The sequence below is a fragment of the Halomonas heilongjiangensis genome, from assembly GCF_002879645.1.
Classification (GTDB): Bacteria; Pseudomonadota; Gammaproteobacteria; order Pseudomonadales; family Halomonadaceae; genus Halomonas; species Halomonas heilongjiangensis.
Window position 1 is genome coordinate 21,376 of the sequence record NZ_PNRE01000105.1, and the last position, 24,509, is coordinate 45,884.

21 protein-coding genes are annotated in these 24,509 nt (G+C 69.0%); 2 read left to right on the forward strand and 19 right to left on the reverse strand.

What is annotated here, in order from left to right; all coding sequences use genetic code 11:
• Positions 1 to 6: 6 nt before the first annotated feature.
• Positions 7 to 213 carry a zinc ribbon domain-containing protein gene (locus C1H66_RS22170; RefSeq protein ID WP_102630040.1) on the forward strand — a complete coding sequence of 69 codons (207 nt, stop codon included), beginning with the start codon at positions 7 to 9 and terminating at the stop codon, positions 211 to 213.
• A 147-nt stretch (positions 214 to 360) separates the two neighbouring features.
• The gene (trxB, locus tag C1H66_RS22175; RefSeq protein ID WP_102630041.1) at positions 361 to 1,314 is read left to right on the forward strand and encodes a thioredoxin-disulfide reductase; all 954 of its coding nucleotides are present in this window, start codon (positions 361 to 363) and stop codon (positions 1,312 to 1,314) included.
• A gap of 8 nt (positions 1,315 to 1,322) precedes the next feature.
• Here trxB and C1H66_RS22180 read toward each other — a convergent pair whose 3' ends face one another.
• From C1H66_RS22180 to C1H66_RS22270, 19 genes are all read right to left on the reverse strand, one after another.
• Positions 1,323 to 1,829 (reverse strand): tail protein X, encoded by a 507-nt coding sequence (locus C1H66_RS22180; protein ID WP_102630042.1) that lies wholly within the window; start codon positions 1,827 to 1,829, stop codon positions 1,323 to 1,325.
• Positions 1,830 to 1,842: 13 nt separating this feature from the next.
• Positions 1,843 to 5,031 (reverse strand): DUF6519 domain-containing protein, encoded by a 3,189-nt coding sequence (locus C1H66_RS22185; RefSeq protein WP_102630043.1) that lies wholly within the window; start codon positions 5,029 to 5,031, stop codon positions 1,843 to 1,845.
• Between the two features lie 13 nt (positions 5,032 to 5,044).
• A complete protein-coding gene (locus C1H66_RS22190) occupies positions 5,045 to 7,120 on the reverse strand; it encodes a hypothetical protein (RefSeq protein ID WP_102630044.1) in 2,076 nt (691 codons plus the stop codon).
• The gene (locus C1H66_RS22195; RefSeq protein WP_102630045.1) at positions 7,117 to 9,915 is read right to left on the reverse strand and encodes a putative baseplate assembly protein; all 2,799 of its coding nucleotides are present in this window, start codon (positions 9,913 to 9,915) and stop codon (positions 7,117 to 7,119) included. The genes C1H66_RS22190 and C1H66_RS22195 overlap by 4 nt, the downstream gene beginning before the upstream one ends.
• The gene (locus C1H66_RS22200; RefSeq protein ID WP_102630046.1) at positions 9,915 to 12,503 is read right to left on the reverse strand and encodes a putative baseplate assembly protein; all 2,589 of its coding nucleotides are present in this window, start codon (positions 12,501 to 12,503) and stop codon (positions 9,915 to 9,917) included. Before C1H66_RS22200 ends, C1H66_RS22195 begins: the two co-directional genes overlap by 1 nt.
• Positions 12,500 to 12,868 carry a GPW/gp25 family protein gene (locus tag C1H66_RS22205; RefSeq protein WP_102630047.1) on the reverse strand — a complete coding sequence of 123 codons (369 nt, stop codon included), beginning with the start codon at positions 12,866 to 12,868 and terminating at the stop codon, positions 12,500 to 12,502. Before C1H66_RS22205 ends, C1H66_RS22200 begins: the two co-directional genes overlap by 4 nt.
• Before the next feature lie 2 nt (positions 12,869 to 12,870).
• A complete protein-coding gene (locus C1H66_RS22210; RefSeq protein WP_102630048.1) occupies positions 12,871 to 13,191 on the reverse strand; it encodes a PAAR domain-containing protein in 321 nt (106 codons plus the stop codon).
• A gap of 1 nt (position 13,192) precedes the next feature.
• Positions 13,193 to 13,702: a phage baseplate assembly protein V gene (locus C1H66_RS22215; protein ID WP_102630049.1), complete on the reverse strand. Its 510-nt coding sequence runs from the start codon at positions 13,700 to 13,702 to the stop codon at positions 13,193 to 13,195.
• Complete coding sequence (locus tag C1H66_RS22220) at positions 13,699 to 14,838, reverse strand: hypothetical protein (RefSeq protein ID WP_102630050.1); 1,140 nt, start codon at positions 14,836 to 14,838, stop codon at positions 13,699 to 13,701. The genes C1H66_RS22215 and C1H66_RS22220 overlap by 4 nt, the downstream gene beginning before the upstream one ends.
• A complete protein-coding gene (locus tag C1H66_RS22225; protein WP_102630051.1) occupies positions 14,831 to 15,193 on the reverse strand; it encodes a hypothetical protein in 363 nt (120 codons plus the stop codon). Before C1H66_RS22225 ends, C1H66_RS22220 begins: the two co-directional genes overlap by 8 nt.
• The gene (locus C1H66_RS22230) at positions 15,190 to 15,846 is read right to left on the reverse strand and encodes a hypothetical protein (protein WP_102630052.1); all 657 of its coding nucleotides are present in this window, start codon (positions 15,844 to 15,846) and stop codon (positions 15,190 to 15,192) included. The genes C1H66_RS22225 and C1H66_RS22230 overlap by 4 nt, the downstream gene beginning before the upstream one ends.
• Before the next feature lie 79 nt (positions 15,847 to 15,925).
• Positions 15,926 to 17,377, reverse strand: coding sequence for an eCIS core domain-containing protein (locus C1H66_RS22235; protein ID WP_205738732.1), 1,452 nt, complete (start codon positions 17,375 to 17,377; stop codon positions 15,926 to 15,928).
• A gap of 67 nt (positions 17,378 to 17,444) precedes the next feature.
• Positions 17,445 to 18,989, reverse strand: coding sequence for an eCIS core domain-containing protein (locus C1H66_RS22240; protein ID WP_205738733.1), 1,545 nt, complete (start codon positions 18,987 to 18,989; stop codon positions 17,445 to 17,447).
• Positions 18,986 to 19,240: a hypothetical protein gene (locus C1H66_RS22245; RefSeq protein WP_102630053.1), complete on the reverse strand. Its 255-nt coding sequence runs from the start codon at positions 19,238 to 19,240 to the stop codon at positions 18,986 to 18,988. The genes C1H66_RS22240 and C1H66_RS22245 overlap by 4 nt, the downstream gene beginning before the upstream one ends.
• Entirely contained in the window at positions 19,237 to 21,153 is a 1,917-nt protein-coding gene (locus C1H66_RS22250) for an ATP-binding protein (RefSeq protein WP_102630054.1), read from the reverse strand. Before C1H66_RS22250 ends, C1H66_RS22245 begins: the two co-directional genes overlap by 4 nt.
• Positions 21,150 to 22,460: a Pvc16 family protein gene (locus tag C1H66_RS22255; protein WP_102630055.1), complete on the reverse strand. Its 1,311-nt coding sequence runs from the start codon at positions 22,458 to 22,460 to the stop codon at positions 21,150 to 21,152. Before C1H66_RS22255 ends, C1H66_RS22250 begins: the two co-directional genes overlap by 4 nt.
• Entirely contained in the window at positions 22,457 to 23,263 is an 807-nt protein-coding gene (locus C1H66_RS22720; RefSeq protein WP_146010767.1) for a hypothetical protein, read from the reverse strand. Before C1H66_RS22720 ends, C1H66_RS22255 begins: the two co-directional genes overlap by 4 nt.
• Complete coding sequence (locus tag C1H66_RS22265; protein WP_102630057.1) at positions 23,260 to 23,970, reverse strand: hypothetical protein; 711 nt, start codon at positions 23,968 to 23,970, stop codon at positions 23,260 to 23,262. Before C1H66_RS22265 ends, C1H66_RS22720 begins: the two co-directional genes overlap by 4 nt.
• Before the next feature lie 5 nt (positions 23,971 to 23,975).
• Positions 23,976 to 24,500 carry a phage tail protein gene (locus C1H66_RS22270; protein ID WP_102630058.1) on the reverse strand — a complete coding sequence of 175 codons (525 nt, stop codon included), beginning with the start codon at positions 24,498 to 24,500 and terminating at the stop codon, positions 23,976 to 23,978.
• Between the last annotated feature and the right edge of the window lie 9 nt (positions 24,501 to 24,509).

Consider the following 24,509-nt stretch of genomic DNA (forward strand, 5'->3'; position numbering starts at 1 on the left):
AAGACCATGCACGAGGAGCAACTCGATCGCCACCCGGTGCGCTGTCCCTACTGCGACGCGCCCTTCGAGCTGCTGGTGGACCGGTCCGAGGGGAGCCAGGAAACCTGGGAGGACTGTCCCCGCTGCTGTGCCCCGATCCAGCTGCGCATCGAGGTGTCAGCGGACGGCGAGCTGGAGAGCGTGACCCTGGGGCGCGACGACGACGTGCTGTGACGGGCGGCTCGCGGCGGTTTCGGCTGCTACAATGGACCGCCGTCGCCGTCGCCGTCGCCGTGTCCGGCCGGCATGAATTGGGGCCGATGCCCTCGTGGGGGAGCGGGTGCTTCCTGCACGACCCATGAACGTTGAGTGAGGTTATCCATGAGCGAAGCGCGTCACGAACGCCTGATCATTCTCGGCTCCGGCCCGGCGGGTTACACCGCGGCCGTCTATGCGGCCCGGGCCAACCTCAAGCCGCTGCTGATCACCGGCATGCAGGCCGGTGGCCAGCTGACCACCACCACCGACGTGGACAACTGGCCGGGCGACGATATCGGCGTCCAGGGGCCGGAACTGATGGAGCGCATGAAGCGGCATGCCGAGCGCTTCGACACCGAGGTGCTCTTCGACCACATCCACGAGGTGGAGCTACGCGAACGCCCCTTCACCCTCAAGGGCGACAACGGCAGCTACACCTGTGACGCGCTGATCATCGCCACCGGGGCCAGCGCCCGCTACCTGGGCCTGCCCTCGGAGCAGCAGTTCATGGGCCAGGGCGTCTCGGCCTGCGCCACCTGCGACGGCTTCTTCTACCGCAACCAGGAGGTCGTGGTGGTGGGCGGTGGCAACACCGCCGTGGAGGAGGCGCTCTATCTCGCCAACATCGCCTCGAAGGTGACCCTGGTGCACCGCCGCGACAGCCTGCGTGCCGAGAAGATCCTCCAGGACAAGCTGTTCGAGAAGGCCGAGACCGGCAACGTGGTGCTGGAGTGGAACCAGACCCTCGACGAGGTACTGGGCGACAGTACCGGGGCGACCGGCGTGCGACTGAAGTCCACCGTCGACGGCAGCACCCGGGAGCTCGCCGCACCGGGGGTGTTCATCGCCATCGGCCATACCCCCAATACCGGCATCTTCGAGGGGCAACTGGAGATGGCCGGCGGCTACATCAAGGTGAAGTCGGGCCTCGAGGGCAACGCCACCGCCACCAGTGTGCCGGGCGTGTTCGCCGCCGGCGACGTCATGGACCATGTCTATCGACAGGCCGTGACCTCCGCCGGCAGCGGCTGCATGGCGGCCCTCGACGCCGAGCGCTACCTCGACGAGTCGGTGTGACGGGATAATCACCTCTTCATCTCTTCAAGGTCGGCCAGGGCCCGCTTGAGCGCCGTCTCGAGCGTCCCTTGCCGCTCCTTGATCGTCTTGCTGCGTGCCTCGATGGCTCGAGCGGCCTGCTCGGCCAGTTCCTGCAGATGGGGCGCCCCCCCCAGCGCGGCCTTGAACCTGGCGCTCTTGAGCAGCGTGAGCTGAGCCTTCGCGTCCTGTTGGTCGACCCTTACACGCTCGGCGAGGCGCCGGCCGTAGCCGTCGAGGTCGTCGACCAGGGTCACGGCGACCTGGGTGACGGGGTTTTCCAGCGTGCGATTGGTCCGAGTCTTGGCACGCAGCTTGGGCAAGTCGGGCACGTGCAGGATGGTGCCGTCGCGCAGATTGCCGATGTCGCGCAGCCGCGGGTTGGCCTTGAGGATCGCCGCTTCGACCGTTTCACGCTGGCGGGGCGTCAGCTTGACGTACAGCTTGTCGACGACCTCGGCGACGCTGCGTTCGCCGCGAAAGGTGGCGATGGGCATGGTTGGGTCTCCTTCAAACACCAAGAATGTTGCTCAGGCCGATCTCGGCCGGGACGGGCGCGCCGCCTTGCACGCGGATGTTGCCGGTGCTGGTGTTGCCCATGACGATGGCCTGCTCGACCTGGGGATGCAGATGCAGGGTGTCGAGGTCACCCGGGGCGATGAGCCGGTTGTGGCTGGCGTCGAGCGTGCGCGCGGCGAGGCGGCCGAGTAGCGGTTCCCGCTCCCCACCACCTTCGCCCACGACCTCGCAGTGGTTGTCGGCGAACAGGCAATGATCGACCGAAGCGCATTGGTTGAGCGGCACGGCAGTGAGGTGGCCGCGCAACTGGTTGCCGCGAATGGACACGTTCGAGCGTCGCAGGGGCAGGGCAATCGCCGCTGTGGCGGTGAGCAGATAGGCGGCGTCGGCGGCGACGAAGTAGCTGGCGGCGGCGAAGTGGGTGACCGCGCCGAGGGGTTCCGGCGCAATATTGATGGCGTGCCACTCGATGACGTTGGGCTGCTGGTCGTCGTCCTCGAGGCGCTCGATGCTGTTGTCGTCGACGGCCACTCGATCGAAGGGGGGGAGCAGGCGGGCCGCGCTGACGGGAGCGCTGATGCGATCGGGCCCGATGCCGTAGAAGCAATTGCCGGCCATGCGCAACTGGCCGACGGCGCCAGCGCGCAAGGCGTCGATGCCGGGGCTGGCGATGGCCTGCCGCGCGACGTTGGCGATCACGTTGTCGAGGACATCGCCGTGCTGTACGCGGATCAGCTGCACGCCGGCGAAGGCGGTGTCGGCGTCGTTCAGCGCCTGGCCGAGGTTGAGGCAGCGGTTGCCGGTGAAGCTCAGATGACCGCTGGTGGCGCCATCGCCCATGACCAGTGCCCCCAGCCCCATGCCGTCGATCAGGTTGCCGGCGATGATCGCCAGCTCGACGCGATGGCTGATGACGATGCCGTTACCCTGCAGGGCCAGCAGGCGGTTGCCGGTGATGCGCACATGATCCAGCGCCACCGGGTCGAGCCCTTCCTCAAGCACGATGCCGTCGCCGCTGCGGTTACCGGCGCCGGCGATCTCGTTGCGCTCGATGGTCAGCCCATCCACGCCGGCGCGGATGCCGTGTCCCGAGGTATAGATCACATTGTCCGCGATGGTCATCGGCGAGCCGGGCAGCACCGCACCGGTGGCGACGATGGCGGCCTGGTTGCCCACCAGCATGAGGTTACCCTCGATGCGCGTGTTGCCGTAGTGCAGGCTAGTGCCGTCGAGACTCACCCCACGCTGGCTGCAGAAGAAGAGGTTGCGCGCGATACGCAACTCCCCGGTGAGCACATGGCTGCGATCGCCACCCGCCACGTTGGCGATACCGCGTTCGGCCACGAGGGCGCAGTCGGCAATGCTCATGCCGAGCAGGTTGCCGCTCAGGCCGATGCCCACACTCGTACTGTCGCCCACCGCCAGACCCAGCACGTTGAGGTGCTCGAGGCGCAGGTCGACGACATTGCGCGCGGCGATGACACTGGTGACGCCCGAACCGCTGCTCGAGCCGATCAAGGTGAGATTTTCCAGCGCCACGCCGGTGCTGTCGGTGATCTCGACGAGGCCGCCGGGCTGGCTGCCGACCAGCAGCGTGCCCCAGCCCTGGCCGCGCAGCCGCAGTGAGCGGGCGCCATCGATGTTGAGCGGGGCGGCGATGGCGTAGCTGCCGATGCCAAGACAGACCGTGCCGCCGATGTCCTTGATGCTGTCGATGGCCTGTTGCAGCGTGGCGGTGCCGCCGTTGTGCCCTTCGGCGCTGACGCAAATGCTGCAGTCGCAGCCTTCGCCCTCGACGATCGGCGGCCACAGCACGCGGCAGTCGGTCTCGGTATCGGGGAAGGTGACGACGGCCAGGCGCGCATGGTGATGATGGATACCCAGCGGCGGGGCGTCATCGAGGAGCTCGATGGTGGCATCGACGCTGCGTGCAGCGAACACCCAGTGGTCGCCGCTCTTGAAGTCGCCGCCGGCCGGGGCGAGGTCGAAATCGACGAGGATGCCGTGTTCGAGGAACAGACGGGTGCCGGCAGCGGGGATGACGATGTCGCCCGCGCTGGCGGCGGCGTCGAGATCCTGCACCGAGGTGCCGTCCTCGCGTCGCACCTGGCCGGACTGGTCCCAGCGGCGTACGCGAGTGTTGCGCAAGGCGTCGGTGGCTTGCTGGGCATCGGTGGGAAACAGACCGGCGGACAGCGGCGACTCGAATTCCAGGGTACGGGCGGTTTCGTCCACGCCACCGGCCACGCGGATGCGGCGCAGTTCGCCGGGCAGGCCGTGTAGCTCGCGCCAGTCGTCGGTCACCTCTACCCAGTCGCCGTCATGGAAGCGCAGCAGGTCGTCGCGGCCGATGCTCTCGACCGTGACGCGATCGCGCGCCGGGTTGATATGGGTGACCCGCGAGGCCACCGTGGCGTTGTCGCGTGACCACTTGAAGGTGGCCATCCCCAGCGCGCCGCCGGTGTGCACTTCCACGCGGTAGAGCTGATTTTCCAGCCCGCGATAGCCGGCGGCCGGCGGCACCTGGCAGGGGTCGGGATCGAAGCCGGGGTCGCCGATGGCGGTGGTCAGCCGCGCCGCCGAGGGCGCCGTGGCTTCCTGCCAGCCAGGGATCTCCTCGACCGGCGTGGCGCAGGTGACGCTGCCCACCTCGGGCAGAACCTTGACCTGCCATACGGTCTGGCGCCGGCCGGTGGTGTCGATGCCGACGGCCTTTTCGATGAGGTCGGGCTCCTGCAGGGGGGTGACATCGCGCTGCCACACATCCAGATACACCAGGTGCGGGCCGCCGTCGGGCAGCGCGGGCGGCTCGGGATAATAGGGTTGGGCGCCGTAGTCGAGCGGTGTGGTGCCGGTCGACTCGGCGAGGCGCGGCTCCCAGGCCTCGGGCGCGCCGCCATGATTCTCCGCCAGCAGACCGTCGACATAGACCCGACCCGCGCCGATGGTGAGTCCGCCACCGCTGGCCTCGATGCGGAAGCCATCCGGCGTGATCCGCGGCACGATGCCACTCCCCGGGGCGCCGCCGAAGGTATCCAGCGTGCCGGCCTGCAGGCGGCGCGCGAGTTGGGCGATCCATTCGTTCCAGTCGGCGTCCAACTGGACGCGGCCCTGCTGCATGACGACCCCGAGAAAATCCTTGCGGGCGTCGAAGCGGATACGGCTCAGATCGAAGCTCATGATGCGTGCTCCTTCACGATTCGTAGAAGATCCCGGCGTGCAGACTCACCCGCAGGTACTCGGCGAGACGGATGCGCAGGTTGGTTTCGCGCTGCGCGCCATGGAGATGGTGGAACACGCCCATTTCGCTCTCGTCGTCGGCGCCGTGCCGGATCTCGACGGGCGTGGAGGTGGTGAGCTGGCCGTAGGCAGGCGTGCCGTAGTGCAGCGAGGTGAAGCGTGGTGCGATGCGCCACGCCGCCTGCGCCGAATCCGGCTGGCAGCGGTGGCGTGCCGGCACGATGGCGTCATGCGGCAGCCACGAGAAGCGTACGCAGCCGACCTGCTTGCGCGCCGCGCGCACCGGCGCGGCCCAGCTGTCACCACCGGCCAGCGTGGCGAGCAGGATGCTGTTGGAGATCAGTTCCACCTCCCGGGCGTGCACCTTGCCGACCACCGTGCAGGCGACCAGCGACAGAGCCGCCCCGGGGGCGGCGTCGTCCATGGCGGCGAAGGCCACGCCGTCGCTGGCCGTGGCGTCGATCAGGCTGTCGCTGGCCGTGAGGCTGGCACGCTCGTGGCTGCGAATGCCGCCGACGATGCAGCGCTCTAGTGTGGTCTCCAACCCGGCGAGGGCCAATTGCAGGCTGGGTAGCGTGGGCTGCACGGGAGTGCCGTCGGGGTGGAGCGCGATGCCCGGCACCAGCGTGCAGTGGCGCAGATCGAGCCGTGCCAGGGCGTTGCCGGCGACGTCGGGGACGCCCAGCGGGGCGCCGCTGATCAGCAGACCATTGAGCGTGCAGGCGGCGTGCTCGCCGCCGGTGATGGTCAGTTCACTCAGGTCGAGCGCCGGACGACGCCCATTGGCGGCCCGGATCTCCACACTGCCATCCGCCGCCACCTCGAGGGTCAATGCCCCGACATAGCGGCGGTTGTCGGTGATCTCGACCACGCCGTTGCCGGCGATGGCGGTGAGCGCCGCGGCGAGGGTGGGGTGGTCGTTCGGCACACGCACCACGCTGGCGCCGTCGGGTGGAGTAGGCAGGCTCCCGCCGCGTTCGTATTCGCCGCCACCGATGTCGGCACTGAAGCCTTCGTGCCAACTGAGACGCACATCGGCGGGATCGGGCGCGTCCAGAGGCAGGGCGATGCGACCGAGCACCGGGTCGATGGCATAGATGCCGTCGGGCGGCGGGGTGTGCGCCCAACTGCCGGCGTCGTCGGCGAGGTTGCAGATGTGCACCTGGTCGCGCTCGATCGGCGAGCCGTCCACCGTGAGGATGAGGCTCGGCTGGGGATTGTCGAGCGGGGCCCCGGCGCTGGCCCGTTCGCCATAATGGCGGGCCAGGTGGGCGTGCAGGCGGCGGCGTGACAGTGGCCAGGGCACGTTGTCCGGCTCCGCCAGATGGGTGATGTCGTCCTCCGCGACGGGGCGGTTGTACAGCGGCAGGTCGTGGTTGAGCGGGCTGGCCCGGTAGCGCCGCGCGCCATCGCGGAAGGTGGACGACTCGCGGTGCGGATAGGCCTGGATGCGCCACAGGTGCAGGCCGACATTGGGAATGTTGTGGCGCCCGCGGCCGGATTCGATGCGCCGCACATCCACCGTGCGGTTGGCCGTCTCGAAGGCGGTGCCGATCCATTCGAGCGGTTCGCCGTGGCGTAGATCGGGCGACTGCCGATTGTGCGGCCGGGGATGGTTCATGTATTGGGTGGTGCAGAGGCGCTGAAAGTATTCGACCGCCCGCGCGTCCCAGCCCGTGACATCGCGGGCGAGCTGCTCGAGCACCAGCACGGTGCCCTTGCGCCGGCGCAGCGCGATGGTGTGTGCCACCTCGGCACGCGGGCTGGCCACCCTGGCCACCCGGTGCAGGCTGCGGTAGCCGATCAGGTCGCCGATGTAGGGCACGACCCAGTCCGCGCAGGTTTCGATGAACAGGTCGTCATGCAGTTGGTCGAGGCTCTCCTCGGCCACACTGAGCTGCTCGGCGAGTACCGCGATGAACTCCTCCAGCGGGCCGCGCGGCAGGCCGCTGGCCTGCGCCAGTTCGGCATCGCGGATGCGATGGATCGCCGGCAGCAGCGCGAACAACGTCTGGGCATCGACGCTCACGGCAGCACCTCCAGTTCGAGGGAATCGTCCGCCAGCGTGAGCAGCTCGGCGGCCGGTGGCAGGCCGGTCAACGAGGCCACGGGCAGGCTGGCGAACAGGCGCGGCACCACGGCCGGCGCCTGGCCGAGCCGGTGCAGCCGGGTGACGTGCACCGCCACCACGCCCTTGACGGCCTGGGCCTCGGCGGCCACTTCATCTACCGTCACGGTCTGGCCGAAGTCGCGGCGCGCGAAGCCGAAGTGCGCGCGCAGCCGGGCCGCCATGGCGTCGAGCACGGTATCGGGCTCGAAGGCGTCGCCCACCTTGACCGCTAGTCGGCAGCGGAAGCGTGCATCGGCGTAATTGACCAGGCGCAGCGGCACCAGCGGGTCACCATAGCGGGTGAGCGCGTCGCTCAGGTGGTGAAAGGTGTCACTCGACTCGGGCACCACGGCACCATCCCCGCCGGCGATGGTGAGGAAGACCCCGCGTGCCGGGCCGGTCGGAATCCACAGCGCATGCGCCTTGTCGATGCCGGCGAAGGTGCGGGCGAAGTCGGCGTAGTCCTCGATCGACACCGCCCGCTCGAGCGTGAGCACGGTGAGCGGCGCGTTGTCGCGGGCACGGTCGCGGGGCTCGGCGTCCTCACCGCCGGTGGCCGGGGCCGGGTTGGTGGCCTCGCTGACTCCCAGCGGGCGCGAGAGCAGGGTGGTGAGCTTGCCGGCGTCCAGATTGCCCGCCGCGCCCAGGCCCTTGCGGTAGCGCACGCGCACGTTGCTCTCGCCGCTGGGCAGGCGCGTGCCTTCCCGCCCGTCGCCGAACCGCACGCTGGTGTGCCCGGCGTCGTCCTGCGACGTCTCGTAGCGGCGCGCGTCGGGCGCCGCCCGGTAAAGGGTGGGCACCTCGGTCCACAGTACATCGTCGATGCGCACTTCCAGCGTCGAGGCACGCCCGCTCGGCGTGTTGGCACCGACGAAGGTCAGCGGCGCCTGGTTCAGTACGAAGCGCTGGTCGGGTGTGCTGGCGTCGCCGCTGCCGAGGAGGGCCTCGACGGTCTCGCCATGGGTGGCGGGGGCGACATTGGCGTTGAGGCGCAGCGTGGCGCGCGCATAGACGTGTTGCAACGGCGCCTGGAGCTTGAGGTGGCTGTGGTCGCGGTCGTGGCTGATCGGGTCGTGTGCGGTGTCGATATAGGCGATTTCCGTCACGCTCGCATCATCCTTGGCGTTGGCGGCGAGCCGGATATCACTGCCCTTGGCGACCAGGGTGCCACGGCGCCCGTCGCGGTCCAGCAGATTGAGTCGCAGGGTCACGTGGGCGAGGCCGATCAGCGCGGCGAACGTCTCGGCAGCGAGCGCGACCGGCGTGGTGCCGATCAGGCGGGCGGCCGGGGCAAGCAGGAATAGTTCGTCCCCCGCGTCGAGCGCCGTGCTGCCGCCCTCGTCGAGGACGAGCGACAGCCCGGTGGCCTGGGCGGTCAGGGCGATACGCTGGCGTTGGCCGCTCAGGGCCAGCGGCTGGCCGGGCTGCAGGCCTTCCACGCGGCGACCCAGGGTGAGGGCATCGCCATGCACCGGGTGAGCCAGCGGCGTGTCGACCGTGGCCAGCCGTTCGCTGTGGGCCAGCACCAGGGTGCGGCGCAGCGGGTAGCGGCTGGCCGTGAGGTTCTCCGTGGTGTCGGGGGTGATGCGCGTGACCTTGGCGGAGATCCCGAAGGCGTTGCGGCTGCGATGCATGACCTTGCTCGCGCGATACAGCTCGGTGTAACCGGGCAACGCGGCGCTGCCCAGGCCGGGCTCGTTGGAGACCAGCGCGATCCAGCTACCGGCGGTGATCTCGGGGTTGTCGGTGTCGAGATCGATCGCATCCGGGTCGATCGCAAAGTTCTTCCACTGCCAGGGGGTGATGTCCGTGTCGATCCGCTGACGGATATTCGAGCCCCGGAGGCTCATCAGATTGGGATCGGGGGCATTGTGGCCGAACAGGGCGGTGTGCTGGCGGAAGGCGTATACCCGGACATCGGCGCTGGCCGGGCTCATGGCCGGGAAGACGCTGCCGAGCGGATGGTCCCAGCGCACGCGGGTGCGGCCGTTGGCGTTGTCGGGCTCGACGCCGGCCAGCACGCGCACATCCCAGCGCTCGCTGCCGGGGTCGCTCAGGCGGTCGGCGCCGACGATCAGGAGGGCATCGCCGGGCTGCAACCGGGTGACCACGCCGTCGAGCCACAGCGCCGTGTCGCCGAACTGGGGCCGCCAGGGCGTGACCGTCTGCACCGCTATCGCGTTCCAGTCGGCGCGCGCGGGCACCGCGGCGACGGTCTCGAAGGTCTGCGCCTCCTCGTCCTGACCGGGCACGCTCTGCACGCGGGTACCGGCCGGGATGGTGATGGACTCGACCGGCGCGCCCGGAGTGGCTTGCAGGGTGAAGGCGAGGTGTGTGCCCGCGGCCACGCCCGGTGCCGGTTGGTAGCCGATCAGCCGCGCCATCTCCAGCACCGACAGGCGCTCGGTAGCGGTGCGCAGGTAGTGCTCGTTGGCGATGCGCTCGGTGTAGAAGCCGAGCACCTCGAGGGAACTGGCCAGGGCGTCGCCGAGCGCGAGGGTCAGGTCGCTTTCCTCGCGGGAGGTGAGGGCCGCCAGCGCAGGGTAGTCGGCGCTCGACAGGCGCGCGCGTATCGACTCGAGGAAGTCGCCATGGCGGCCGATGCGGTAGGCGATAGCGCTGAGCCCCGGCGGGTTGTCGAGGCGCCGCGGCGTGGCGGCGTCGATGCCGGCGCAGCAGTGGCAATCGGGCGTCAGGGGTCGGACCGGGCTCATCACTTGCCTCCGTGCAGGTCGAGGCGCAGCACGCCGTGCTCGGGGAAATTCGGGTCGTTGTCCAGCCGCGCGATTTCCAGCCGGCCGAGCGGCAGGAAACCATCGGCCAGCGGCTTGGGATCTTCCTGGCCCTGGCGGTGGAAACGTGTGACCTGCACCGAGGCCACGCCGGGCACCCGACGCGCGGCGGCATACAGCGGACTGAGGAACACGGTCTGCGCGAAGCTGAAATTGTCCGGATGGAACAGGCCGCGGGTACCGTCGGCCCGTGTATGGCTGCCGAGCACGTCGAGCAGTCCGCGACGCACATCGCTGCGGAAATAGCCCGCGTCGACGCAGACCAGCAGGTCGATCTCCAGCGAGACATGCAGCGGGTCGTTGATGCGTAGGTCGTGGCCGGCCATGCGGTAGTGGTCCAGATGGGCGATCGCCGTGGCGGCGAAGTCGACATCGACGGGGTCGCCGCCTTCGCGGTCGACGGTGGCGAACAGCGTGTGCCAGCTACCCGTCCAGCGCAGGCCGGCGGCGGCGCGCTGGACGCCGTCGAGCCGTTCGGTGACCTCGGCGTAGTCGGCCGGGGTGACGGCGCGCTCCTGGGTGCGGAAGGCATGAGGCGCGCGGCGGCGCACCTCGGTGGCGCTCTCGCGGGCCACCCCGCCGCGGGCGGGCAACGGGTTGGTCACCCGTTCGATGCGACCCTCGAGGGTGACGGCATGGGCGATGCTGTCGGCCCCCACGTTCCCCTCCGGGCCGTTGCCGATGCGGTAGCGGGCCGTGAAGGCGGTGCCGGCATTGGGGCGGCGGCCGTGCCGGTCGTCGCCGAAGCGCAGGCGGGTACTGCCGTCGTCCTCGCTTTCGAGGACGAAGTGGCGGTCCGTCGCGCGGCTGGCGAGCAGGTCGCGGCGGGGGCGCCAGTGGTCGCTGCCGATGCCTGACGCGCTTTCCAGGGTGATCGCCGGGAGGGCATCGGCGGTGCGCCAGACGAAGGCGGCGCCGGCCGACGCCTCGGGGTCGAACCGCAGGCGTTCGCGGCGCTGCAGGCCATGTTCGAAGTGCGTCTTGAGCAGCGTGCCCTGATGGGTGACCGGTGCTTCGGCGAGCAGCGGGCGGAAGCGCGGCGGCAACGGTTCGGGTGCGGCGCGCGCGCAGGCATCGCCGGTGGCGGCGGGAAACTGCAGGCGCGCCTTGGGCACGCTGCCCAGCGATTCGTCTGCGATGCTGCGGCCGTGATCGACCAGGATGTTGTTGCCCAGCGCGATGCTCACGTCGTCGATAAATGCACCGCCGTGGGCCTCGTCGGTCTCGCTCGACAGGCACAGCGGGAACGGCAGGGCGTCGTCCCGGTGCCAGCGGATGTCGGTGATCTCGGTGCCGTCGAGCGGATCGACCAGCGCCTCGGCGCCGTCGAAGGCGCGTACGGCGGTGAGCCGCACGGCGTGGCGATGCGTCGGGTCGGCATCCTCGGCCAGGCCGGTGAGCGGCCCTATCGTCTCCTGGAAGATGAGTACGTCGCCGGGTGCCAAGTCGGGCCAGTGGCCGCGCAGGGTGGCGGCGGTGGCCCCGACCGGCAGGCAGCAGCGGGCATCGCCCCAGGTGTAGAAGGCGAAGTCGTTGTGCTCGAGGCGCAGCGTGGGCCGTGGCGAGGTCTCGTCTGGCAGCAGCGGCTCGAACACCAGCGGCGCGGCCCGCAGCGCGGTGCGCTCGTCGGGCGAGTCGGGCGCTACGCGCGGCGGTACGCCCGGCACGCGGGTGTGGCAGCGCAGGTCCTCGGGCAGCGCGAAGGGGCCGCCGCTGACCTCGACATGCAGCCAGGCGCGCGCATTGCAGCCTTCGTGCATGGCGTAGTCGACCAGCAAGGCGTGACGCCGCAGGCTGCTGCGCCGGCGCGCGGTGTGCAGGTAGGCTTCGGTGCCGATGGCGTCGAGCCGGTAGTGCTGCAGGTCACCGACATAGGCGATCAGCTCGGCCAGGGTCGTGGTCAGATCGGCGGGGCTGTGGTCGCGCCAGCCCGGCATCTGGCGGGTGAGCCGGTCGATGATCAGGCGGCGCAGGCTGGCATAGTCCCGGGCGAGATAGGAGAGGTCCGGCACCGGCTTGGGGGCTTCCGGGCAGTCGTGGCGCGGAGCACAGTCGAAGGGGCTCGGGCATTCGACCTTGAAGGCGAAGTCGATGGCCGACAGCCGCGGGTCGAAATCCGGCAGCGGCGCCGGGTCGCCGCTGCCCTGCTGCAGATGCAGGCGATAGGTGGAGTGGTCGCCTTCGCTGTCGGTGCGTACCAGCAGGATCTGGTCGGCATTGGGCAGGGCGGTGAAGAAGTCATGCTCGGCACCGGGGTCTAACGGAGGAGCGCTGGCGATGCCTACCCATTCGATGCCGACACGGCGGATGCGCTCGCCGCCGGCGATGCGCAGGTTCTCCGCCGTGATGCCGGCCGGCACCGGCTTGAGCAGCCGGACCATCAGCGTGCGCTGGCGCGGGCTGCCCGCAGGGGCATCGAGGTCGAGCACCTCGAGCCAGTCGATACCGTTGAGCGTGGGGTGGGCCTCCACGGCCATCCGGCGGTTTTCCTCGCAGCAGGTGTAGATCATGCGATGCCTCCCTGCGCGAAGGTCTCGCGCTGGCGGCTGTCGCTGCTGCGGATGCGATATTGCACGGTCACCGTCAGGCGCGCCTCGACGGCCTCGACGGCGACCGCCTCGATCTCGATCAGCTCACCCAGCCACTGCTGCAGTGCGCCCTGCACCAGGACCTGGGTGGTGGCCGCCAGTTCCGGGCTGTTGGGGGCGAACACCAGTTCGCGCAACCCGCTGCCGAAGTCCGGCCGCATGACGCGCTCGCCCGGGGCGGTGAACAGCACCTGTTCGATCAGCCCGCGGATCCACGCCGCGTGATTGTCCTCGCGGGTGCGACCGCGGCCGTCGAACTGGTAGGGGAAGTGGGCACGAAGGGTCATGGTCAGCTCCCGATGACACGGGTCTGGGCCGCCACGGGCAACAGCGGCGTGCCGTTGGGCGCGCACACCGCCTGGCTGTCCATCAGCACCAGCGGCTGGCCGTTCGACATCACCCGGGTGGCGGCCACCACCCACTGCCCCGTCACGCAGGGCGAAGGGCCGCCCGAGACATTGAACGGGCAGCCGGCGATCGCCCAGGGTGCGCTCATCACCGCCGTCGGCTGGCCACCCACCAGCACGCGCGGGTTGGGCGTGGTGGGGGTGGCGGTGCCGCCGTGGGCACACAGGACGCTTGCGCCGAGATGCAGGAGTGGGCCAGGCATGTCAGGTCACCGTGAGTGCGCCGTTGTTGATGGTCACGGTCGGGCCGACCAGCGTGAGCGCCGCGCCCTTGCCGTTCTGGATATAGATGCCGGTGTCGTTGACGATCAGGGTGGCGCCGGTGGCGCTCTTGAGCATGATCCCGCCGGTGGGGCCGGGCAGGTCGGAGATCGTCAGGCCGTTCTGCAGCGGCGTCTGGAAGGTGATGGCGGGGGTGCCCGGTGGCGAGGCCAGCGCCAGCGCCGGCACCTCGGCCGCGCTGCCCCAGAAGCCGCCGACCCAGACCGGGTAGTCCGGATTGCCCTGCTCGAACTCCACCCACACGCCCGAGCCGACCACCGGCAGCGCCACCATGCCGTTCTGCAGGCCAGCCAGCGGCACGCAGGGCATGGCCCAGCTGGTGGGCGTCAGCCCGGCCACGTCCGGCACCTGAATCTGCAGGCGGCCCTGCTGCAGCGGGTCGACGTTGTTGAGCACCAGGCCGCGATATTTTCCGTAGTAGTGTTCGGTCATGTCGGCACCGTCGGGGTGAGGGAAACGAGCCCGTTTCGGGTGAGGTTGAAGTTTTGCTTGAACTCGCCGCGCTTGAGGGTGCTGGTCACGCTCGAGACGTAGTACAGGCCGTCGTAGGCGACGCCCGCACCGCGCACCCCGACCAGTTTGCGCGCCTTGAGCAGGCGCCCGTAGCGCAGCACATCCAGGGTGCCGGTCCCGCTCACCGCGTCCTGCGATTTCTTCGCCTCGTTCAGGCCCGTGGAGAGGGCCTGCATGGGGTTCATCTTGGCGGTGTCCTTCAGCATTCGCAGGTTGGCGATGGGCGCCGGCAGGGCGCCGAGGGGGGGCTGCAGCGGATTCAGGTCCGGGATGGGAATCGGGATCGGCACCCGGGTAAGCGGGTTCTGGATCAGCACCACCGGCAGCACGCCCTTGGTCGGATCGAAGCTGAAGTTCAGCGACTCGACGTTGGTGTGGGCGTCCATGTCGATGTTGAGCGCGGGCTGCGGTGGACCGACCTTGATCTCGGGGCCGAAGTAGGCAATGTTCGTCAGCGGCGCCTCGCCCGGCTCGATGTAGAACACATGGCCCACCTGGTCGGCCAGTTGTCGCAGATAGGCCAGGTCCGTGCCCTGCTGCGCCGGGATGCGCTCGATCGGGATCGGCACGTCCGGGAACAGCGCCGGGATGGGCAGGGGGATGATGCCGAAGGCGGCGTATTTGGCGCAGATCAGCGCCACACGAGCCTCGATCGGCATGGCCGGATAGGGCAGGCCGCTGAAGTCGAGCAGGTCCATCACCTTGGTGAGGTCCTCGCCGGTCACCGTAATGCTGCCCGGCTGGCCCTGCTGCCCGGCCTGCACCTCCACATTGGTCACCACGCCGTCGAACAGCGGCTGCGGCCGGCCGTTCAGGGTGACGATCAGCACCACGCGCAGCGGCGGCGTGCCCACGCTGGTGTTCTGGCCGACGGCGATCAGGAAGAGAGTATTCAGCTGCGACCTGCTGCTTACCTTGAAGCGCAGCTGAAAGCCGCTGGCCGCACCGGCGCTGCTGGTCACGGTGGCCTGCTCGAAGGCGTCGATCAGCAGCGCCGGCACGGGCACCGGCACGATCGGCCCCATCAGCAGGCTCAGGTGGATGGCGCTAGACATCCGTCCCTCCCGGCACGCCTTCGGGCAGCGTGATGCGCAGGCGCCGGCCAAGGGTCTCGATCAGCTCATCCGCGCGCATCACCCCGTTGCCGTCGCACAGGCGCCAGTATTGCTGCGGATCGCCGAGATAGGTCGCGGCGAGGTTGTCCGGCCGGTCGCCCTCGGCCACGCGGTGGGTGTGCAGGGTGGCGAAATTCTCCGGTGGCGGGATGAAGCGCCGGCGCACATAGCTGACCAGCTCGCCGTCGGGCCGCGTCCATTGCGCGGTGTCCAGCCCGTGATAGCGGCTGTCCGGCGCGAAGGCCGGCGCGGTGAGGGCGTTGGCCTGCATGAAGGCCTTGAGCGGATCGGTCATGGGATGCCTCCGAGTCCCAGGGCCTCGAAGCCGACCGTGGCGGCCTTCGCGGCGAGTCGTTCGCGCGATTGCAGGTAGGCCATGAACAGGTTGCCGCCGCGGTGATCGAAGCCCAGGTCGTCGATCGACAGCACGCGCAGGCCTAGATTGACCTTGGCGCGGATCGGGTTCAGCGCCGGATCGAAGGCCTCCTCGGTGATCGAGAAGTCGGTCACGCGCACCGGCACGATGCGATTGGCTCCCCATACGAACAGCACCAGCGCCGATTCCATGGGGGCGATCTCCAGCGTGCCCGCGGCGGCCAGCGCCTGGTTGGCCAGCAGGTCCGCCGCCGCGGGATTGATCAGCGATTCGAGCACCGCCAGCTGCGCCGCGATGCCGGACTCGACCACGGTCTTGTGCTGGCCCGGGAACTCTAGCTGATCGACCGCATCGATCTCCGCCTCGAGCTTGAGCGTCTCCACGGCGGGGCCCTTGAGCCGCAGGGCCTCGGCGCGCTCCGCGCCTTCGCCGAGGTGCTGGACCTGCAACGTGCGGGTGAGGGTGTCCGGGTTGTACTGCAGCGCGATCACACGCTGCACCTGCGCCGAGGCCGGGTCGAGCAGCACCAGGCCGCCTTTGACGACGCGCGGGGAGTTGGGGAAGCCGGTCATAGCAGCAAGTCCTCCGATCTGACATCACACAGTGCCCAAGCCCGTTCCATGCCGATGGCGTATTCAGTCAATGAGCGCATCATGCCGGCTCCTCGGATTCCGGCGTTTCATCCGCGACGCTGGTGAACCACGTGCCGGGTTGCTCGATGATCAACGCTCCCTGTCTGTCGCCCTGGCTGCTGGTGCCGGTCGGCGCCTTGGTTTCGACGATCGCGCAGGGTTTGCTGCTGGTGGTCATGTCCTTGGTGCAGATCGAGCCCTTCTGCCAATCCTCGTTGAACTCGGGGCTTGCCCAACTCGCGACCAGGTTGCCCTTGTTGGCCCAGTATTGCTGCCAGATCTGGGGCAGCGTCCTAGCGCCGGCCTTCTGTCCCGCGGACAGGCCCAGCAGGCAGTCCTTGACTGGCTTCCCGTCTTGCGATCTGAGGCCGTTTATCTGCTTCAGCAAGGCCTTGTCGAAGGCCTTTTGCCTGCCCTGCGGGATCTGGGACGGCTCGGTTACCTCCATGCCATCGAACACCAGCGGTGTGACGCGGGTCACGAAAGTCCAGCAGTTGCTTCCCTTGGTCGACTGCGCGCCCACGGTCTGGCGAAAAGACTCCATCGCTCCGGCCGCGGACCCGACTTTGCAGCCACGGAAATCGACGGTATCGACAGTGACGGCCCCTTTGAGCGCCTTACCCAAGTCGGCGATCGGCACCCAGGAAATCGTGCCTATGCTCGAGATGAACTGGATCTTACCCGCGCTGGTGGAATGCGATACCACATACAGGGTGCCTATGGGCACGCCAAGCGCCTTGAGCTTCTTGGCGGCATCCTCGACGCTGGTAACGCGCAGCACGGTCTTCGCGTAGGTGCGCCCTTCGTCGAGATCCTGGTCGCTATCGGTCAGAACGATCGAGACGTCGGTCTTGGCCTTCGGTGCCTCGGGCTCTTTCTCTTTGTCGTCGTCGCGCTGGATCATCGGCTGCCCGCCGCGCTGCTGCACGACATGCGTGAGTTCATGCGCGAGCAGCCGGCGTCCGGCGTGGCTGTCCGGCGCGTATTTGCCGTGATCGAAGGCGAGATGCTGACCGACGGCATAGGCATGGGCGTTGACATCGCGCGCCGATTGGGCCGCTGCGGCATCGCGATGCACACGCACCTTGCCGAAGTCGTGGCCGAAGCGCGGTTCGAAGAAGGCGCGGGCCGAGCGCGAAAGTGGCTCTCCGACGGTCTGCAGGGTGCGATGAACGCTGGGCGGCGCTTCTGCCTGACGTCCGGTTTGAGCACCGCCGCTGCGACGGGTCAGGGTGGGCATCGATCCAGTGGCTTTTACATCGGCATACCCCATTCCCATCACCTGCGCCGCGGCGCGGTCGGCTTCGTGCTCGAGCGGATCGTTGCTGGCGCCGATCGTGAGTTTGGCCTGCAGCCCGAGGGCCTTGCCTTGCCGGCACTCCTCGCACTCGCCGGTGAGGCCCGAGGCGGCATTGCCGCAGACGCATTGGCGCTGGAGGAGCGCATGCTGACCGGCTTCGCTGGTGGGCATCGTGGTGGTGCACGTCCTATTCATGGGGTGACTCCATAGCCTGTGCGGGATATCTCATTGGTGCACCTCACGGCGGTGCGGGGTATTGGCCACTGAAGTCGCCTTTCCGCCGGCAGGCGTTCGCTGGGTCGGTCGCGGGGATACTCTGCCAGGTGGAGCCGTCCCAGTACTCCACCGTGCTGCCCTGGTAATAGCCCGGCAGCGGGCTGGTGTGCCCCTTATGGCGTGATTCGATGACCGACTTCCAGATCGAGATAATCGTGGCCACATCTACCGGTTCGTCGATCAGCAGGGGGCGATTGAGGGCATTGATGCGCTGTGTCAGATCACTTCTGACCGCGGCCCCTTCAATTGGCGCCGACTTGCGGTAGCCCAGGATCACCGCATTCGGGAAGAGGCCGCTGAATACCTCGATGGCCTCTTTGCACAGGGTCGCGCAACTGGTGCTGATCATCAGTTTCACGTTGGAGAACCCGCCGACCTTCTCGACGTAGCGAAGGTCGAACCCGCGTGACTCGTCGCCATTCGCGAACAGGCCCGGAGCGCGGTATTGGGCATACTGATGGCCACGGAAGTAGACGATGTCGGTTCGCCCCAGATCGCCCAATTCTTTAGCCGCCGAGGCTTTCGCCCGGGAGCGATGCTTCCTGCCTTCGCGGGAGAGTTCGAAGGTGCTCGCTGACAGCGATTCGCTCGTACCGAGCTTGCCCAGATGCGACTTGATGTCAGGCGCATAGCCGGGATAGAAGCCGACGTATCCGCCAAATGCCGTTCCGGCCGAGTTCCACGCCTCGGTCGCCTTGTCGGACGGGATCGCCTGCGAAAGGTCGTCCAGTATCTGCGTCTGCTGCTCGGGCGTGGCGCAGCGCCTGAACCGCTTCAGGCTGCGCACCAGGGGCAGCAGATCGTCGGTATCAACGAAATGCTTGGCTTGTGCTTCCACTTCCTTGCGCGTCGCGTCGAGATCGAACGTTGCGCAGAGTGGGTCGTCAGCTGCTGCATCGTCCGGGGTGCGCTGTAGTGTGGGCGCCTGCTGCACCACATGGGCCAGTTCATGGGCGATCAGCTCGCGCCCGGCGTGGCTTTCTGGGGCGTATTGGCCGTGATCGAAGGCGATGTGCTGACCGACGGCATAGGCATGGGCCTTGACGTCGCGCGCCGATTGGGCCGCCATGGCATCGTGATGCACACGCACGTTGCCGAAATCGTGGCCGAAACGTGGCTCGAAGAAGGCGCGGGCCGAGCGCGAAAGGGGCTCACCGGGAGTCTGCAGGGTGTGATGAACGCTGGACGGCACCTCTGTCTGGTGCCCGGTTGGCGCACCGCTGCTGCGACGGGTCAGGGCGGGCGGCGCCGTCCGGGCGCGCCTCATATCCGCGTGCCCCATACGTATCACCTGCGCCGCGGCGCGGTCGGCCTCGTGCTCGAGCGGATCGTCGCTGGCGCCGATCGCGAGCCTGGCCTGCAGGCCGAACGCCTTGCCTTGCCGGCACTCCTCGCACTCGCCGGTGAGGTCCGAGGCGGCGTTGCCGCAGGCGCACTTACGCTGAAGAATGCCTGTCGTGGTGTCGGCTGTATTGGCCGTGGGGCGAAGCAGGGCTTGATGCGTCATGACTGCGTCCCCCCGACGATGCCGCCGGCGATGGCCCGGCCCAGGGCTCGACCGCCGGTGGCGGGCGCCTGTTGGATGGCGCCGGCCTTGAGCCGGGACCGGTCACCGCCCTCGATCAGTGCGCTGGCGGCGCCCGGCTCGGCCAGCAGGCGCTGCAGCTCGGCCTGCACGCCGGCGGCGACGGCGGCCGCATCGCTACGGTCGATGCCGCGCAGCACCAGCTTGTCGATATGAATCACCAGGCGCGTCATGACCACCCCCGGGTTTCGGCGTCCGAGGGCGCCTTCTCGCGTTTGGCGGCCTCGAGATGGGCGGCGCGCCGCAGGTAGGCCATGGTTACCGGCGTGCCGGCTTCGGCGGCGAGGAAGGCGGCGCTGAGCGCGATATTACGGATATTGCCACCGGCCACATTGAGGCGGGCCAGCTTGGCAGGGTCGAGTTCGCCCAGCGGCGTGCCGGCGGGGAAGATGCCGCGCCAGATCGCCTCGCGTTGTGCCGCATCCGGGAACGGGAAGTGCACCACGAAGCGCAGGCGGCGCTGGAAGGCGCTGTCGAGGGCGGCCTTGTGATTGGTGGTGAGGATGGCCAGGCCGCGGTAGGCCTCCATGCGCTGGAGCAGGTAGCTCACCTCGATGTTGGCGTAGCGGTCGTGACTGTCCTTGACCTCGCTGCGCTTGCCGAACAGCGCATCGGCCTCGTCGAACAGCAGGATGGCGCCGATGTCCTCGGCGGCGTCGAACACCCTGCGCAGGTTCTTTTCCGTCTCGCCGATATACTTGCTGACCACGGCGGACAGGTCGATGCGATAGAGCGCCAGGCCAAGCGTATTGGCCAGCACCTCGGCGGCAAGCGTCTTGCCGGTGCCGCTCTCGCCGGTGAATAGCGTGCTGATGCCGAGCCCGCGGGCGCTCTTGGCGGCGAAGCCCCAATCGTGATGCACGGTGATGCGATAGCGCGTATGCACGGCGATCTGTTCCAGGCTGCGGCGCTGGGCGTCGGGCAGCACGAGGTCGTCCCAGGTGGCGCGCACATCGATGGGCTGGGCCAGTTCGCTCAGCCCGCCGCCATCGCCACGGCACAGCCGATGCAGGGTGGCGCGGTCGCCGGCGATATCTTCGCCGTCGAGCTGCGCGGCGGCGTGGGCGATGCGACGCGCCGTGAGTCGGTACTGGCTGGCGAGGCCGTCGAGTGCGTCGCTCAGCGGTCCCGCTTTTTCACCCAGCGCGGTGTGCCAGAGCCGGCGCTGCTCCGGGGCATCGGCCTTGTCGACCGCGAAGCGCAGGCGGTCGCCGTCCAGCCGTGGCGCATCGTGGCCGGCGACGATAACCAGGCCGTCCACCTGCTCGGCGAAGCGCACCAGCCCGGTGTCGGCATCGGCGTCGTCTTGGCGGATCAGCAGCCCGCTACCGAGCAGGGCAGCTTCGCGCTGCCATAGCGCGGCCAGTGAGGCCTGTTCATGCGCCGCACTGGGGATGTCGGCGGCGCGCAATTGAAACAGCGAGACCCCAAGCGCCTCGGCCAGGGTGGCGGCGACATCGCGTTGGCCGCCAGCATCGTCGCCCGTGAGCATCACCACCGGCAGCCGACCCCGATGCGCCTGTAGTCGCGCCGCGGCGTCGGTGGCGATGCCGCGATGGGCCGCGACCATCAGGCCGGCCGGCGGCACGACCCTGAACATCGGGAGCAGGCGATGATCGAGATAGTTCAGCCCGCCGATGAAATGCAGCACGCGTTCGTCGAGTAACAGGCGGCCGGCGGTGAGGCCGGCCCGGTCGTCGACCTCGATCAGCCGCCAGCGGCGCAGTGCTTCGACGGGGGCGATGGCGCTCCAGTGTGCTTCGGGAAGGGCGGCGAGGGCGAGGCCGAAGGTGGCCCAGGGGCATTGCGGCCGGCCCAGGGCTTCGCCGCACAGGGCGGCGAGCCGGGCGTCCATCTCCACCCCGGCGGCGAGCAGCAGCACATCGCGCTCGAACGCGCTCAGCTCGAACAGCCGAGCGAGGGTGTCGATGGCCGCGGGCGCCGGCAGGCGCCGGCGCAGGGTCTCGACCTGCGTCTGTGCCGGTGCCACTTCACCGGTGCCGAGCAGCGCACGCAGCCGCGCGAACTCGGCCACCAGCAGTTGCTGATTGGCAACGGTCCAGTCGAGATCGAAGGGCGCGTTCATGTGATCGTGACCCGGTGATCGAAGAAGGTCGGCGGCGTGGTGCTGCGATCCACCACCGGGCTGTCGATGCCATCGATGCGCAGGCGCGCGAGTGGGGCGCCGGCGGCGGCATTTTCCACGATGAACTCGAGCGTGGCGGTGGGGGCCACGAAGCTCTCGGGCATGATCTCGTGCTGTCCCAGCAGCAGCGATGCCGTCTGGCCGGGGCGCAGCGTGGGCGTGAAGTCGATCGTGATATGGGCATCGCCACTGCCGTCACGCGCCACCGCCTGTGGCAGGTTGGTAATGTTGGGCGCGACGATGCAGGCGAGGCGATTGGTCTGGCGGGCCTCGACCTCGCCCGGACGCACCAGCCGAGCGGTCACGTCGTAGATCCCGACCGGGAAATCGTCCGCCCGCGCGGCGGGAATGACGAAGTCCATCTGCTCGGCCGAACTCGGGCCGCTGGCGGGCAGCAGCTCATCGACGCTCGCGTGCTCGTTGTGCAGGGCCACCTCCCGCGAGCCGCCATCGAGATAGTGCCCCTCGAGGGTGACCGTCTCGCCCAGCCGCACCACGGGCTGGTTGTCGGCAGGGACGACGGCCTCGATCGTCGGCAGTGGCGGAATCAGGCTCGGGGTCACCACCACGCCGCGCTCGCGGCCCGACAGCGGATCGACCTCACCACGCGTGAGGACCGGCAGGGTGGGACGCGTGGCTCGGCTCGCCGCGATCAGCACCACCGACACCTGATAGGCCGCGGTGGGGCGGTAGTTGGACTGGGTGGCGGTCCACAGCTTGGACATCTCCTCCGGATTGAGAAACTGCGGGGTGATGCGCAGTTGCTCCACCTGGTCGGCCAGGCCGCAGTCGGCCAGCGCACGCAGTGCCGGCGGCAGATCCAACCCCACGTCGGGCGAGGGGGTGAGGGCGGTGCGGATCATGGCGCGCGTGATCACCGGGAATTCGTGCATCAGCTGCATGGCGTAGCCGAGCAGGATCTCCGCGTGCAGGTCGCCGCCGCTGTAGGCGGAGATCAGGTAATGCAGGTCGAGGGCCAGCGGTGGGTTGGTGAGCCGCTGGCGACCGGCGGCGTCGTGGGCGGGCAGGTCTTCGTTGCGCCAGCCGGTGTTGGGGGTGACCCGGTAGAGGAACAGGTTGAGCTGGCTCGATTCCGTGCCGTCGACGGGAACGACACGATCGGGCGGCAGCACGCTGACCGTGACGGTGCTGCCGAGTACGCCGCTGACGTTGTGGTTGACCAGCCCGTCGTTGAGCCGGTCGCGCAGCACGGCGGTGACGCCAGCGATGGCCAGGGCATTGCTCATGGTCGGCTCCCCCGGCGCCTGGCCAGATATTCATCCAGTGACATGGGTGGCTGCCCGCGCTTCGAGGGTCGCTTGGTCGGGGCTGGTTCCTGCACCGTCGTCACCTCGATGCGGCCGATATGCACGTGCACCTCGGCCGGGCTGTCGGCGACGACGGGGGGCATGGCCATGGCGGTCGACCGCGGGGGGAGCTGCGATGTGACGAGCGGCAGCAGCAGGGCCTCGGGCGGTGGGGATGGCGCTTGCCACTCGGGCTCGGGTGGGTACGGTGTATCGAATGCCGATGTGGCCATCACACTCGGTGCCCTCGCGGTCGGCGTATTCGCCGCCTCGACTCGGCTCGCGACGCTGACCGGCTCGATGCGTGCGATCCATGAATCGGGCGTCTCATTCGGCCCTTTTGTTGTGGTGTGCACCGCGCCGGGCGCCTCTTTCGGCTGGATCGGCGATGCCTGGCGGGGTGCCGGCGTCGCGGCATCGGTCGGTGCCGGATCGTTTATGTCACTTCTGTCGACTGGCGGTACTTCCCCGATCAGCGGCGCCGGCAGGGTATCGAGCGACGTTGCCCCCGGTGCCGTCGTGCCGACGATGGTCGATGCCTCGACCGTGGCGTTGGTCGGGGGCGGCGTACCCGGCTCGCTCAGCGCGTGCCGTGCCGGCGCTGCGGCCATTGTCGTTGCGCTCGACACTTCCTCGGGCAACAGTTCGGGGGCGGCATGGTAGGGCAGGCGCGCCGGGGCGTGGACCCTGGGCAAGGCATGGCCGGTGGCCTGCCGGGCGAGGCGTCGCAACAGGCCACTCATGGCTGCACCCTCGCCAGATAGGCGGCGCGGCGGGTCTCGCTCAGTGCGAGAATGACGGGCTCGGTCCAGCCATAGGCCTGCGCCAGGGCATGGATGTCATCGAGCAGGCGCCGGGCCTGGCTGTCGATCTCTTCCCACAGGTAGCCGGCGATATCGAAGCTCGCGTCGTCGTCGTGACCGCAGGCTGGACAGCGCATGGCGAGCGACAGGTCGGCCCAGGGGTCGGCCGCGTCCATGGCGACGTCGACGGCTTCGAGCAGTTCGGCAAGGGCCGGCTCGTCCCGCGGCAGCGCGTCGGCCGCCACGGCGCACTCGAGCAGCAGCCGCCGGGCGGCCGCCTGCTCGTCATCGCATTCCGTCAGGCGGGCGAGGTGCCGACTGGTGGGGCGCTGGAAGCGGTGCCCCCGGACCTCGAGCGTATCCGAACCGTCGGTGGGGGGTGAGGGCCATTGGCTCGCGTCGATCTCGAACTCCATCCGCTCGCCGCATGCCGGGCAGTCGAGCCATGCCTCCAGCCGGGTGCCGAAGCACGCCTGGCGCCATCGCAGCAGGGCGGCATTGCGGTCGCCGAGCGGGGCATCGGCCAACTGTCCCGACGGCAGGTCCGGGTCGGCCAGCGCGTAGAGCAGCAGCGCGCGGTCGATGGGATGGCGCCGCAGGCCGTGCTCCCAGACGGAGAGGACACGCTGCGCAGTCAGGGCGACCATGGTCGTCAGGCCGGCTCGGTGAAGCTTGGTTCGGACGGTTCGGTGACGTCGACGTCGCGCTCCCACCCCTCGTTCTCGAGCTTGAGGGTCTGGATGGCGACGGCGTTAGCGTTGGCGTCGAGATCGGGCAGCGCCTGGTATTCCGACACCCAGCAGCGGTAGACCTTGTAGGCAAGCGCGAGCTGGCCGGCCTCGTTGTACACTTCGATGATGATGTCCTTGCGGAAATCCTGCAGCGAAACCTCCGCCCCCAGCCCAGCGCCGAAGTTCCACACCTTGTTGGCCCATTGCTCGAATTCGACGTCATGGGTGACGCCGCGCTCCAGGGTGATGGCCTCGTACTTGGTGCGGCCGGGCGACTTGCGCGAGGTCGACGGGTCGCCGCCTTCGCGATGCTCGACCAGCTCGGTGCTACGCTTGAGCGCGCCGACCTTGCTGACGCCCGCCACATAGCGGCCATCCCACTTCACGCGGAATTTGAAGTTCTTGTACGGATCGAAGCGCTGTGCGTTGACGCTGAACTGTGCCATGGGAGTGTC